At 67.9% G+C, this 13,205-nt stretch carries 9 protein-coding genes; all 9 read right to left on the bottom strand.

Annotation, left to right across the window (positions count from 1 at the left end; all coding sequences use genetic code 11):
• Positions 1-32 precede the first annotated feature (32 nt).
• Positions 33-2,120: a ParB/RepB/Spo0J family partition protein gene (locus ACYVF7_RS33560; protein WP_460348602.1), complete on the bottom strand. Its 2,088-nt coding sequence runs from the start codon at positions 2,118-2,120 to the stop codon at positions 33-35.
• Positions 2,121-2,812: 692 nt separating this feature from the next.
• On the bottom strand, positions 2,813-3,589 hold the full coding sequence (locus tag ACYVF7_RS33555) for a hypothetical protein (RefSeq protein WP_460348600.1): 777 nt from the start codon (positions 3,587-3,589) through the stop codon (positions 2,813-2,815).
• Positions 3,590-3,870: 281 nt separating this feature from the next.
• Positions 3,871-4,911, bottom strand: coding sequence for a hypothetical protein (locus tag ACYVF7_RS33550; RefSeq protein ID WP_460348598.1), 1,041 nt, complete (start codon positions 4,909-4,911; stop codon positions 3,871-3,873).
• Between the two features lie 882 nt (positions 4,912-5,793).
• Complete coding sequence (locus ACYVF7_RS33545) at positions 5,794-6,807, bottom strand: DUF6744 family protein (protein ID WP_460348596.1); 1,014 nt, start codon at positions 6,805-6,807, stop codon at positions 5,794-5,796.
• 110 nt (positions 6,808-6,917) lie between these two features.
• Positions 6,918-8,519, bottom strand: coding sequence for a VWA domain-containing protein (locus ACYVF7_RS33540; protein ID WP_460348594.1), 1,602 nt, complete (start codon positions 8,517-8,519; stop codon positions 6,918-6,920).
• Between the two features lie 19 nt (positions 8,520-8,538).
• Entirely contained in the window at positions 8,539-9,855 is a 1,317-nt protein-coding gene (locus ACYVF7_RS33535) for an AAA family ATPase (RefSeq protein WP_460348592.1), read from the bottom strand.
• A 427-nt stretch (positions 9,856-10,282) separates the two neighbouring features.
• Positions 10,283-10,828: a DNA-processing protein DprA gene (locus ACYVF7_RS33530; RefSeq protein ID WP_460348590.1), complete on the bottom strand. Its 546-nt coding sequence runs from the start codon at positions 10,826-10,828 to the stop codon at positions 10,283-10,285.
• Positions 10,829-11,355: 527 nt separating this feature from the next.
• Entirely contained in the window at positions 11,356-11,805 is a 450-nt protein-coding gene (locus tag ACYVF7_RS33525; RefSeq protein WP_460348588.1) for a macro domain-containing protein, read from the bottom strand.
• Between the two features lie 371 nt (positions 11,806-12,176).
• Entirely contained in the window at positions 12,177-12,866 is a 690-nt protein-coding gene (locus ACYVF7_RS33520; protein ID WP_460348586.1) for a class I SAM-dependent methyltransferase, read from the bottom strand.
• Positions 12,867-13,205: the final 339 nt, after the last annotated feature.

Below are 13,205 nucleotides of genomic sequence, written 5' to 3'. Positions count from 1 at the left end.
GGGAGGAGCGCCGTCCTGTGCGGAGGCGTGGATCAGGCCGCGGCTGGCACGGTGTCCGCGACGTCGGTCGTGGCTGGCTCCGCGTCGATCGGTTCGACCTCGCCTCCGACGCCCGGCGTGGCGTCGGAGGCGACGTCAGGGGCCTCGGCAGGCACCGTCGTGGTCGCGTCGGGCGCGATGTCGTCGTCGGATCCGCTGGGAATGGTGACGCTGTCGCTGCCAGCGGGCTCGGCCGGTGACGCTTCGCCGGCCTCCGCTTTCAGCGGCGTACTGGTGCTGTCCGCCGGTTCGGCGTCGGCCGCCTCGACGGCCGCCTCGACGGCCGCCTCGACGGCCGCCTCGACCGGTGTCTCGGCGGGCGTCTCTCCGGTGTAGGGCTTGTCGTCGATGATGGCCTGCTCGATGTCGGTCGGCGGGTATCCGCAGGAGACGAGGAACATCAGGTACTGGGCGCACTCCTCCCTGGTGCAGTGAGGGTTGGTCTTCCCGTCGGTGCGCCAGGTGTTCCGCCGGTCGTAGTCTCCGGTGATGTACTCCTCGTACGCGGCGATGATCGGGGCTACGGCCAGGACCTGCAGCCGGGTCGGCTTGGTCTTGGCAGCCGATGCGGCGACCTGGGCACCGTGGCGGCCGACCAGTTTGTGGTAGGTGTTGCTGGCACCCGCGCCGCCGAGCCCGGACCGGAGCGGACCGGGCATCTCCGACATCACGGTCACCATGAACTTGATGATCAGCGCGCCCTTGGGCGGCGATGGCTGGGCGAGGAACTCGGTCAGCCATTCCCGGCGTACTGTCGCCGTCGCCACCCACTCCCGGTTGGCTCTGGCGACGAACGCAGTCGACGGTGCGTTCTTCTTGGCGTCTTCCCGTGCCTGTGCGGCCGCCTGGTAGGTCCCGGGCGCGAAGGTGTGCCCGTTGCCGTCCGGATCGGAGCAGAAGTACCTCGGCTGCGTCGGCGTATGCGACATGAAGTACGCGCCGCGGCCGTTGCAGGCCGCGTGGGACTCGGCGGTCAGCGGTTCCCCGTCGTGCAGCAGGTTTTCCAGCGAGGCCACGGTGCCGGTGGGGTATCCCTGGTGCACGGTGACGCCGGCCGCTGTCAGCTCCTTCCACAGGCGAGCGTGTTCGGCCTTCTCGGGATCGGCGACGACATGCCCGTGGCCGACCGGGTCGGTGCAGTAGTAGTACGGGAGGTGCTGTTCCCACTGGCCGAAGTAGACGCCGTGTCCCGGGCATGCGGTGTGGGCGTCGGCGCTCAACTCCTCATCTCTATTGCGCAGGTCCTTCAGCTCGATCGCACCGCCGGGAAGCTCGGCGGTGATCGGCGTGCCGGCCGCCTGGAGCGCGGCATGCAACCGTTCGGCGTCGGCCTCGTCCTTGCGCTGCTGGCGGATCATCACTGCGGCGTGAGCCATTCCGCCCCGCGTGCTCCTCCTGCGAAGCAGCAGCTCGATCGCTTCGGGGTCGTCCTCGAACTCCTGCAGCAGGGCGTACTCAGGGATGGTCGGTTCCTCGCAGAACTCCAGCGCGCGTGCCCGGCCGGTTTCGTTGAGTTTCGCTGCCTTCAGCGCAGCGCGCTGGTCCTTCGCCGTCATCCCGGCGGCGCGCCGCAGGGTGAGCCGGTCCTGGCCCGCGCTGGCGGCGGCCGCCACCAGAGTCACCTGCTCCCACCGGGTCAGGTTGTTGCGCAGCTCGGGGCTGTTACCGATGATCCGCCGTATGGCCTGGCATCCGACATCGTCGGCGCTGTCGACGTCCAGGACATAGGGCACCATCGGATAGCCGGGGAAGTTCCCGACCTTGAGGGCGGCGAGACGGCGCCGCTCCCCATCGATCACCCGGAACATTCCCGGCTCGTCGGGATCAGGAGCGATCTCGATGGCGGTGTCGACGCCGGCTGCCTTGATCGAGCGCAGGAACGTGGTGTTGAGATCCATGTTCTCGCGCGGGTTGAACGGGGGCTTCAGCAGGCCGATGTCGATCTTCGGCCGGTCGGTGACGGTGGGCGGGTCGATGATCTGCGACGGCTGAAGGACGTCCGGGTCGGGGACCGCCAGGTCGGTCGAGGTCGGCTCGTCCTGCGGGCGAGCATCGGTCTCGAGTGCGGCATGTTCGGTCATGCAGATACTCCTCGGATAGGGATTCGGTACAGCGGGGGCGGGACTTCGCGCAGCGTTGGCGGGGAGTGGCCGAGGGCTCTTGGGCCGATCGGTGTCAGGCCCGTGGCGGCGCTGGGCGCGTGTCCGGCACGTGGGCGTCCGCGGTATCGCTGGGCGGGCCGGCCCACCGGGCGGCGCCCGGGGGGCGTTCAAACGCTCCCCGGGAACCTCGGCTGTCGTCGGCCACCAGCAGCCGGGCAGGTTGGTGACGCGCGCGCCGCCCGGTTGCGGCCCGCGCGGCGATGCCGCAGCCTGAACGTGCGGGCACGCGCTCAGCGCCCGGCATCGGGCACGCCAAGATCCGAACGCCGGAACGTGCGTCCGGAAGGGTGCTTCGTCTACGGGTGCGTTGTTGTGCGGTGGGTGATCAAGAGGTCCGGGCGCGATCCAGTTCGGCGGAGTGCCGCCGGACGGCTTCGATGGCCATTGCGGTCAGCAGCCGGGCGTTACGCGTGGACGCGCGGCTCAGGTACGCAACAAGCAGCTGCGCCGCCCGTCGTGCTGGTCTTCATAACGGCCCGACAGGACGGGGCGCTGACACCTCACGTCCCGTTCAGCGATCCTTCGGTGGGAGCGGTGTGCGACACCGATCGGTCCCGGTCGCTGTCAACCAGGCGTGCGGCTGTCCTCTCCCAGGCTGAGGAGTCCGCTCGTCAGCGGTCGCTGTCCAGATGATGCTCGATCTCGGCGGCGGCGCGGTCCTCCTCAGTGAACACTTTGTCGGGATCGGCAAGCGCCGCGATGACATCGGCGTCGTTGTCGCTGTCGAGCACGGACCTGCCGGTGGCCACGAACGAGCCGATCGTGTAGCCCTCCTCGATGAGGGTGCGGGCCGCCGTCGGGTTGTAACCCAGGTTGTTGCACAGGTGCCGTGCCAACTGCTCCTCGGTGGCGAACACCGGTGTGAGGGGAGACCCTTCGGTGACGGTCTCCCACAGTTGCCAGCCCTCACCGGCCAGCGGCGGGGTCGGCGTCCACGCCTCGAAGGCGGCGCGCTGCTCCGGTGTGCCGAGGTTGCCGTGCCCGTCGCACGTGGAGCATTTCCCCCACGTGTCGGGGTCGAGCCCGGCCGCCTTGATGATCTTCCGGGTCATGGACCAGTGGTCGCAGGCATCGTGACCAAAGATGATGTCCGAAGGCCGCCCGGCGAGCCCGCCGGTCAGCTCCGCCATGTCCGGGCCAGGTGGCGTTCCCGGCCCGAGCATGTGCAGGAGGTCGGGCAGGGGCTGGCCGGGGCGGGCGGCGGCGTCGCCGACGCGTGCAAGGAGCCAGACGATTTCGGCCAGCCAGTTGCTGGAGGCGTTGGTGCCCCAGCCGTTGCAGCTGTGGCATCCAGGCAGGGCCAGATTGTCGGGGCGGAGGTAGCCGTCCCAGATGGTTTTCAGGGGCCAGCCGAAGTCGAGGGGGACACGGCGGACTTCTCTGCTCACGGGCCGTCTCCGTTCAACGGTGATGTGGTGGTTGGGGTACCGGTTGCCGCAGGTAGGTGGCTGGTTTGTGACGAATGCCGTACGTTGCGGCGTGCCGTGCGCTGGAGCCGACGGACGTCCGGGACCCCGTCGACTCCGATTGGCGAGGTGCGTCGCCGCGGCCTTCCCCAGCGTGGATGCACGGCCGCCGGGGAAGGCACGGCGTGGTCGGGGGACGCGACGCCGATGTCAGAGTTCGGTGCGTCGACGCGGCGGGCGGGTTTGTTCCAGCTTGTGGGCGTTTACGGGTTCGTCTTGTTACGACGACGGAGTTCGTCGGCGAAGGTGCCGAGGCAGTTCGCCAGTTCGCCGGTAGTCATCGTCGCCGGCGGCTGCTGGCAGCCCGGCAGCGTCGTCGGGGGCTTCGTGCCGGACCCGCCGCCCGGCGCCGCGCTGACATATACGGTGCGGGGTGTGACGCGGCCGGTGATGGACAAGTCGACGTAGAACTTCGTCAGACCACGGCGGACCCCGTACACCCGCCACATGTCGCGGCCGAGCGGCGTGAACTCCTCCAGCTTCCCGCCGCCGCTGTTCAAGAACGTCGGATCGATCCCGCGGACAATGTCGGTGGCTTTGTTCGTCAACGTGTTGAGGTTGGTGATGTTCGGGTCGCCGTCGGTCAGGACGTACAGGTCCATCCGGTTCAGGTGGCCGTTGGCGGCGTTGTCGGCTGGGCTGACGGCGTAAGCGATGAACGCCTGGGACTTCGAACCGTTCGGGGTCAGCGGAGTCACGTAGTACAGGTGGTCGTCGGGGCCGCGCAGCAGGTACTCGCTGGTGTCGTTGCCCTGGACGTCGTCGGCGGCCGGTTCGAACCCGAACGAGGCGCGGGACTTCCACTTTCGGCCGGCGGCCCACTGGGTCGCCTCACGCTGGGTCTCGGTCAGGCTGGCCGGGTAGGCGGGGCCGGGCAGATCTCCGGGCTTGATGGTGCGGTGGTAGGAGGTGCGGACGCCGTGGTCGCCGGTGAGCAGCAGGACACCCGCGGCGGTGAGTACGGTGTGGTTCTTGAACGGCACCTGGCGTTTGACCGGGATGACGATCACGGGGTTGCCGTTCCGGCAGTACCCCCACACGTCCGAGGCGTCCCACAGCAGGTTCGGGTACCGCTCCCCGAGCAGGTTCGGCAGGCTGTTGCCGCGGGCGCCGTGGAAGGCCCGGTCGAAGGCATCGGGCGCGAAACGGCAGGCGACCTTGACGGTGTTGGACGCCCCGTCCCAGGAGGCGATGCCGTAGGTCGGGGTCGCCTTCCCCGAACCGTCGAGGATCGCCGTCCACACGCCCGGGCCGGCGCGCGGCCCGCCTGCGGTGGTGTCCCGTACAGGTAGGTGAGGGAGGCGTCCCACACGTCGACGTTCGAGGCGATCGAGGCGGCGTGCGTCATCATCTGCTGAGCGGAGGCGTAGGAGGACGTGCGGCCTTCCCAGGAGGTGATGCCGGGCAGCGCATCGACCTGGACGCAGGTGTACACGTCGGCCGGGCTGCGGTAAGCGCAGCCGTGGACGCCCCGGTGCGCGCCGCGCATCAGGTAGGTCAATGACGCCGGTGGATTGGCTCCGTCGGCGATGTGCCAGGTCGTGGCCTGGTTGTAGAAGCGTCCCTCGTCTTTGTCGTTGTCCCAGATCGCCCGGGTGAAGGGCACGGCCAGCACACCGAGGGCGGCGAGGACAGCGACGATGGCGACCGCTACCTCACCGGTCGGCAGGTCGTCGTCGGTGATGGTGAAGATCGCGGCGGTGCCGATGAGACCGATCGCGACCCACAGCCAGAACAACCCGGTGGGATGGGTGAGGGTGCCGCCCGGCAGCCACATGCGCTGCACGACGGTGAGCCGCCAGTACTGCGACCAGGTGCCCATGCCGCTGAGGCCATAGCGGAGGGCCAGCCAGATCACATACGCGCCGGTGGGCATCCATGCCCACCAGATCACGGTCGTGATCAGCCGGGATTTGAAAGAGGTCATGCGGTGACGTCCTCCTGCTTTCAGACAGTGGGGGTGCCGGGGATGCGCCTGGCTGGCCGGAAGCGGTGACCGGTCTTCAGGCGCGCAGCAAAAAGCCCCAGCGGTCATTGCTGGGGCTCGTGGTGTTCGTCGCGGTGCCGGCAGCTTCCGGCGATGAGCCTGAGGAAGGCTGAACCCGGCGGGTGATCGACCTGCGGGCTCAGCCGGTGCTGGCCAGAAGGCTGACGAGCTGGATGTTGACCAGCTGAAGGGCCGCGTCGGTGCCGTCCTGGCTGGTGGACAGCAGTTCGGAGTGCTTGGCGGCCGATGCCTTCAGCGCCTGGAACCGCCGGGCCAATGCCTGCACGGTGGCTTTCGGGGCATGCTCGTCCTGAGCGGCGGCGAGGTCACGGGCGAGTTTTTCCAGGTCGTTCTTGACCTTGGTGGTGAAGGCGCTGACGACCATCTCCCGCATCTGATCGATGTCGAGGAGGGGGATGTTCCACAGGCAGCTGCCGGCTCCCATCCGGAGCGTGAGCTCACGGAGCTTGTCGAGGGTTTCCTCATGCGCCAGCGGAACGAAGTACACGCCTCCGGTGGGGCGAAGTTTGATCGCGTTCAGGTGCTCGACGTAGGCGCGGATGAGCGCTCGGACCTTGTCGGCGGTCAGGTAGATGCAGTGCTGGGCATAGGCGTCCTGGATCTCCTCGAGCAGGGAATAGACGTTGTCGCGTTCGAAATCGGGCAGGGCCCTGATCGCGGCGTGGACCGGTTTGATCTCCAGGACGCCGGCGCCCGCAGCCGTGGTGACCTGGTTCGGGGCTCGGCGGAAGATGCAGTCAGCCAGGCGGGTGTCGTAGGACAGGGTCGTCTTGGCCTCGTCACGGACCTCCCGTACCAGGTGCCGGACGATCTCATGACCGTCGCGGCGTACGTGCCGCACCATCAGCGTCGCCTCACCGGCCTTGCGACGAGGTGAGTGCCGGTCGCTGTCGGCGGCGGGGTCCAGCGGGTAGGAGACACGGATACCGGTCGGGCCGGTGACCTTCTCGAACGCGTCGTCGGGACGGATCAGAGGCGGCAGGAAGACCGGGTCGAGGCTAAGTTCGGCGAACCAGCGCTTCAGCTCCTCGTGCTGGATGCGCCGATCGAAGATCGAATACAGGACCACGTGACCCAGCAGTGGTGTCTGATCTGCCTTGACGCTCGCGGCATAGGCGTCGAAGCTTTCCATCGGGCGAAGATCGTGCTGGGTTGAGGACGAGGGGCTCATAACGGCCTCTCCTTTGCGAAACCAGCGGTGCGCGGTTCCTTTTCCGGGGCGGGAAGCGTGGCACGAGCGCCCTAGATGACGCGGAACATCTCACGGGCGGTGCCAGGGTCGGCCAGGTCAGTGACGGAACGCAGATCGTCGGACAACGCCTTCAGGGCCGAGCCGGGGTGGTGACCGATCGCGACGCCGAAGACGCGGAATCCCAGGCGCCGCTTGCGCTCCTGCCAGGAACGTATCCACTTGGCGGGGACGTCGCAGATCCCGTCGGTGATGAACACGATGTCGCCGTGCTGATGACCGGCCGCCTTGTACTGGTTCTCGAGAATGCCCGTGGCCATGTCCAGGGGCGCGGCGTAGTCGGTAACACCGGAGAAGAAATGCTCCGCGAAGTCGGCGACGTCGCTGATAGCGACGGGCTGCGTGGCGGGGAAGTCGAACACGGCCACCTGATCGGCGCCGGCGAACAGGACACCGGCGAAGTCCCTGCGGGCGGCGCGGGCCTGGTCCAGCAGAGCAAGCGCGCAGGCCTTGGCCCACGCCTCACGTGTGACACCGCCAGGGCCGGCGGCGGTCATGGAACCGGAGCAGTCGACACACGCGATGATCGCGCCTTTGCCGGTGGCCTGCTCGCAGCGGCTCTCGTAGATCATGAGGCGGTTCTCGACAAGCCGGGTGGCAAAGGTGGTGCGCAGGGCAGGCACACCGAGACTCGCCAGTTCCGAGGGGATGAGCCGGGACACATCGTCGCCCAGGGTGATGCCGACCAGTTCCCCCGCGGTGCTCTCGATCTTGCGGGTGCGTTCGCCGCAGGCCATGGTGCGGAATCGGCCGATCAGATCGGCGAACTCGCCGAGCCGCCCACCGGAAAGCCGCTCGGCCAGCCGGTGGCGGGTGGCGAAGTCCATGCGCCGCAGCTCCCCACGGCCTACGCCCCACGCGGCCATCATCTCCGCGTGCTGCCTGACCTGTTCGGCGGCCTCAGCGGCGGCGGCCCGCAACGTGGTCCGTATCCTCGGCGCTATCTGAGCCAGGGCACGCTGTGCCTGGTCGGCCGTGTCCTGGGCGGCATGGTCTGCTTGTTCCACCGCGGCGATCGCCTGTTCGACCGCCTGCGCGTGATCCTCTTTGACCGCACCGTCCGGGCTTGCTTGGTCGGCGGCGGCCCGCATGGCGGCCTCGACCTGCTGGGCGGCCTGTTCGGCTGCCTGGCGAGCCTGCTCGGCTTTGTCAGCAGCGGCTTGTGCGTCCTCAGCCGTCCTCAGCAGCCGGATCAGCCGGTCGCGCTGCCCCATGACGGCCATCGCCGCGGCGAACGCGTCGCCCGTCGTTTCCCGGCTTAGCTCCTCGAACTCCGGAGCCTTCAGCAGGCTCGCGATGACCTGATGATTGACCCGCCGGGACGGCTGCATCACCTCGGCTCCGCGAAGTTGAGGGACGCTCTTGTAGGCGGCCGTCCACACATCGGTCAGCAGCTCGCCAGCGTAATCGTGGTCCTGAGCCAGTTCCTCGGACAGCTCCTGCAGCGCGGTGGCCGCAGCGAGCGTCTCGCGCCAGCTCCTCTGGTCGAACCGGTCACTCTCGATCGCCTGGGTGTGCAGTGCGGGCGGGGCGGAGAGCCCCAGCCAACGGCCGGCGCGCTGCGCCAGGTCCGTGAGTCTCGTCAGCTTGCCCATCGGTGATCCCTCTGGGGCCTCAGATAAAGGCATTGACGGCGCTGGGGTCGACGCTGAGCGCTTCGACCAAGACACGGGCGTACACGGCGTGGCGGCGGGCGAGCACCCGGTCCAGGGTCGTCGTGGAACGGCCTGTCGACTCAGCGGTCTTGCGCAACGCCTCGAGACGCTTTTTAGCGCTTGTCAGCTTGCCGTTGGCCTCATCAGTCGCCCACTTGTTCAGCTCCGTCTTGGATTGGCCCTTCCGCGCCTCCAGCTCTGCCTCGATCTCGTCGATGGCGTCCTCCAGGTCCAGCGCCTCACGTGCCTGGGGATTCACCACCTGCAGCACTTCGCGTTCCACGATGCGGAGGTCGGAGACCGAGTTCCATAGCACGGTCGTCAAGATCGCCAGATCGGTGTCGTCGACCGTTTTCCGGCCGGCCAGGTATGCGCTGGCCTGCAGTAGCCGCACCGACTGCTCCCACCGCCGGTCCGAGACGATTACCTCTTCGTCCTGCAGCGCGGTCCGTATGTGACTGATCGCGTCGCGGATGCCGTCCGGCACGTGGACGGCGGGCACGTACATCACGACGGCCCGGCACAGCTCCATCAGGTCCACAGTGGTCACCGTCGAGGCGGAGGGAGCGGCGCAGGCGGAGCCGAGGAGAGCGGCGACCGACGCCGGGGCGGGCGCGTTTTGGGCCGCGTTGAGGAAGTCGGCGAATTTGGAGAGGTCGGCCAAGTAATCGACCATGACGCGTACGAGCAGCCGGTCGTAGATCGCCGCCGTCTCCTCACCGCTCCCCAGCTCATTGGATGCGGCGATGGCGCTGATCAGCGGGCAAGAGATCGGTGCCTCACCGTTCTCAGGGTGATAGAGACGCTCGTTCAGGAAGGCCAAAAGCTCATTCAACGCCGCGGGCGAGCACTTGAAGATCTCGTCGATGAACCCGATATGTGCTTCCGTGGCCCGCCCTTTGAGCATCTGGGTGTATTCCCCCTTCTGCGTGAGCGCGGCCACGTCGATCGGCCCGAACAGCTTCTTCGGGTCGGTGAACTTCGTCAGCAGGGTCTCCCACAACCTCGCACCCGTGATCCGCGCGGTCAGGGCGCGTGCCAGCGCCGACTTGCCCGTGCCCGGGGGCCCGATCAGCAGACTGTGCTGGGCGGCCAGCATCGCCACAACCAGCACGCGAATCACCAATTCGCGCTCGTAGAACCGGCCGCTGAGTTCGGTGATGATCGTGCGAAGCCGCGCGGAGATCGCCGCCGCATCGGCTGCGTTCGGTTGAGGCACTGTGGAAATTGCGACGGCGCCAGTAGAGTCTGTCTTCGGTGGCGTGATCGTGGTCATTTCGACCTCCAATGTGGCCGTTCCGTACGGACGCGGTTCCGGTTGCAGGCAGGGAATGTCATCGAAAACCGTCGGGTTGCCGTGCCGGCGTGGAGCCATACCGCGGGCACCGGTCCGGCGTGTCCGGGGTGGAGCGCCCGACCGAGCTTGCGAGGGAGGCCGAACGACCCCCGGACACGCCGGGCCGGTGTCTGCGAGGCTCACCACGCCGGCACGGCAACCCGGCGGAAATCCCAGAAATAAAGCGCTCGGTTATCGAATATGAAAGAGCCGATATTCGACGCGGAAGCAAGGATTAAGAAGTTGCATTGCAATCGGCCTGTTGGCGGCGGTGACGGGAAAGGGTGACGTGATGTCTTCCGGCAAATTTCAGCCAGTACGAGGTGATTACCAGACGTCTCTCGCCCGTTGAATTGACGCCGATTCCTCATGAACCCACTGGGCTCGAGGACCTCTGAGAGGGGGAGCGCCGGTGTTCGTCGGCGGGTCCCGTGACCCGGTCGATGCCGCGCGCACCGCCGGCGACCGTGACCCACGGCGAACCGGTGAGCTCGCGGACGAGGCGAGCAGTGATGTCTACCCCATAGTCAGTGGCGTCACGGGAACCGATGATCGACACGCTCGGCCGGTGCGCCAGCGCGGCCAGACGACCCGGACGGCATTTGACCCACAGCCCGTACGGGCGGCGGGCACCCAGCAGATCCACGCGCGTTGGCCACTCCGGATCGCCGGGGATGACGAACCGTCCTTCACCGCGGGCGAAAGCGTCCGGAACGGCCGGGTCGCACAACACCTGCGCGGCGCGCTCGCTCGCCCACCCGACGGGACTGGCCAGCAGCGCGGAGGCGACGTCGACGGCTGGCTCGTGGGCCAGGCGCCGCCCGAGCCAGGCGTTGGCCGGCTCGGCGAGAACGGTCAAGATGGCGCGAGCCGCGTGCTCGGGAGTAGGGAACAGCTTCCCGGTCGTCTCCAACCAGGAACGGTAGTGACGATTCACCAACGACGTCCTTTCACGGTTGAGGTGATGGTGCGCGGGACGGGGCCGGTCTGCGTGTGTTCCCCGCCGGGAGCGGGCCGGCTGGGGCTCCCGTGCGGAGGCGTTACGCGCCGCTGCGCTGTGGCCACGCAAGCCAGCCGCGTGGTCGGGTGCACGAAGGGACGGGGCTGGCTTGCGTGGCCGCGAGCGGTGGCGCAGACTCCGCGGTCGTGAGCCCCCGGCCAGGTCGCGGTGATTGCGGATCGCGGTGACCAACGTCAATAGCGGTGTGGTGCACGGGATGCGCCGAGCGTTACGACGGTGTGGTGTCCTTCGGGAGCGTATGGCGCAAAAACGCCACCCGCAGGCACCTTGCGGTTCGGAGGGGTGGTCGTGGTTGGGAGACGACCTCCGTTGCGTGTGCCGGTCGGCCTACAGCGCGACATCCCCTCTCCCAGAGTACGGATCGTGGACGACGTCAGATTCTCCGCCCAGGCGCGATGGTGTCGCAGGGGACCGTGACCTCAGGCCGTGCGCGTCGGCTCATAAAGCCGAACGTCCAGATCGAGAGGAGCCAGTCGCTCCACGATGAGCGGCCGGACGATCGCCCAGTCCAGGCCGCCGAGCCCGCAGCCCAGCGGCGGGATGGCGATACTGCTGATCTGCAGTTCGCGCACGACACGGATGAGATCTTCCAGCCCCGCCTCGATGTCCGTCAGCCGAGACCGGTTACGCCAGTGCCGTTTCGTCGGAAAGTTCAGGATCCACCGGTCCGCGCCGATCTGGACCGGCAAGATGCGGCCCGGCTGAACGTTTCCGGTGCGGCAGGCCGCGACGTACTCGGCGAAGACACTGGGGTAGGCGTCTTTGACTTGGGCGGCTAGCCCTCGGCCCATGACACCGACGGTGTTGACCGTGTTGACGAGTGCCTGCGCGTCATCCTGGAGCAGGTCCCCGCCCTTGGATCTGATCAACGCATCGATCCTTTCGGTGAAGGTGCCTCGTGCGGTCCTGGGATGTCAGTCGATGAGGTACCTGGTGCGGTCCCGTCTTGTGTCCCGGCGGGTAACCGATTCACGGACGCGGGCACCATTGGTGGGCGCACAGGCGAGTATGGTGCGGAGAGGTGACAGTCGGGTTGCTTGAGGCACACGCCACCGAGCAACCCGGCCGCCCACGCCGGTCAAGTTTGTTTCGGTGCCGGTGCTGAGTCGTCAGGCGCGGAGTATCCCAGCCCGCTTCGCCCCCCAGCAGGCGATAATCACTACCTCGATCCACGCTCGCGACAGGCCCCAGCAGAGCGGATGCGCCGCCTCGGGTGAGGACGTCACAGGAGAGGCGGCGACTACTGGTTTGGGCGTTCGGCTTCGACGATGAGGGTGCCGACGTGATCGAGGTTGGGTGCCGGGGCGACCTGGGCGTGGATGTTCGTGAAGCCGTGTTGGTGGAGGAGTTCGGCCCAGGTGGTCGGCTCGTACGCCCAGCGGTAGGCCCATACCTGCCGGCCGGTGAAGCCCGCCGCGTAGATGCCCTGGACGCCGTAGCTGCCCGGGACGGCCGGTGCATGCGAGAACGCCAACTTCCCGCCGGGCGTGAGGCGCTGCAAGACCAGAGGGAGTAGCTGCTCGGGGTCGGTGAACCACAGCGCGCCCCAGATCGAGTAGATCGCATCCCACCGCCGATCGGTGCCGGCGAGGTAGTCCAGGACGTCACCGTGTACGTACCGGGCGCCGGACAGATGACTCCAGCGGCGTTTCGCCTGCTCGCATTGGACGGGTGAGATGTCGATTCCGGTGGCGTCGATGCCTTTGGTGGCGAGGGCCGCGACCGCGTTGCCGCGACCGGAACCGAGTTCCAACGCGGTGGTGGGCTCACCAAGGAGTTCCTCGCCAGGGCCGTGCCCTTCGTACTGGGTCCAGCCGAATGCGTGCTTTAGCGCGTCTTCGGGTCCTTCTGCGGTGACGCCGGCGGCGTAACGGTCCCAGCAATCGGCGAGATCTTGCCGGGTGCGGCGCGGGAGGTCAGGCTCGGCCACGGCGGGCCTCCTCGATCGTCTTGGTCGGGAGCGGGTCAGGCGGTCGCGTTGTGCTTGACGAGACCGACCCGCTCCGCCAGGCCGCGTCGGTCTCACCGCTGTTGATCCTCATTCATCGGGTGCGTCCCTCATCTCCTCGATGCCGTCGGCGACGGGGAGGTGCCTGCCCCCGTAGGTCAGAGGGAACGGCAGGTGGGGATCACCGCCGGTCGGGCAGTTCGTGAAACAGGCGACGCCGCCGGGTGCTTCGCAGTCTTCGCACGGCGGGTCATCGGGTAGCCCTACGACGGCGTCCGAGGCTCAGGCGCGGTCATGACCGTCGTCCTCCTTGCCGTCGAG

Source organism: Actinoallomurus acanthiterrae, from assembly GCF_054775715.1.
This window is presented reverse-complemented; position numbering and strand designations above follow the sequence as displayed.

Excerpts from the sequence above, each read along its gene's own strand:
- ACYVF7_RS33560 (WP_460348602.1), bottom strand. The coding sequence starts at position 2,120 with ATGACCGAACATGCCGCACTCGAGACCGATGCTCGCCCGCAGGACGAG.
- ACYVF7_RS33545 (WP_460348596.1), bottom strand. The coding sequence starts at position 6,807 with ATGGAAAGCTTCGACGCCTATGCCGCGAGCGTCAAGGCAGATCAGACA.
- ACYVF7_RS33540 (WP_460348594.1), bottom strand. The coding sequence starts at position 8,519 with ATGGGCAAGCTGACGAGACTCACGGACCTGGCGCAGCGCGCCGGCCGT.
- ACYVF7_RS33535 (WP_460348592.1), bottom strand. The coding sequence starts at position 9,855 with ATGACCACGATCACGCCACCGAAGACAGACTCTACTGGCGCCGTCGCA.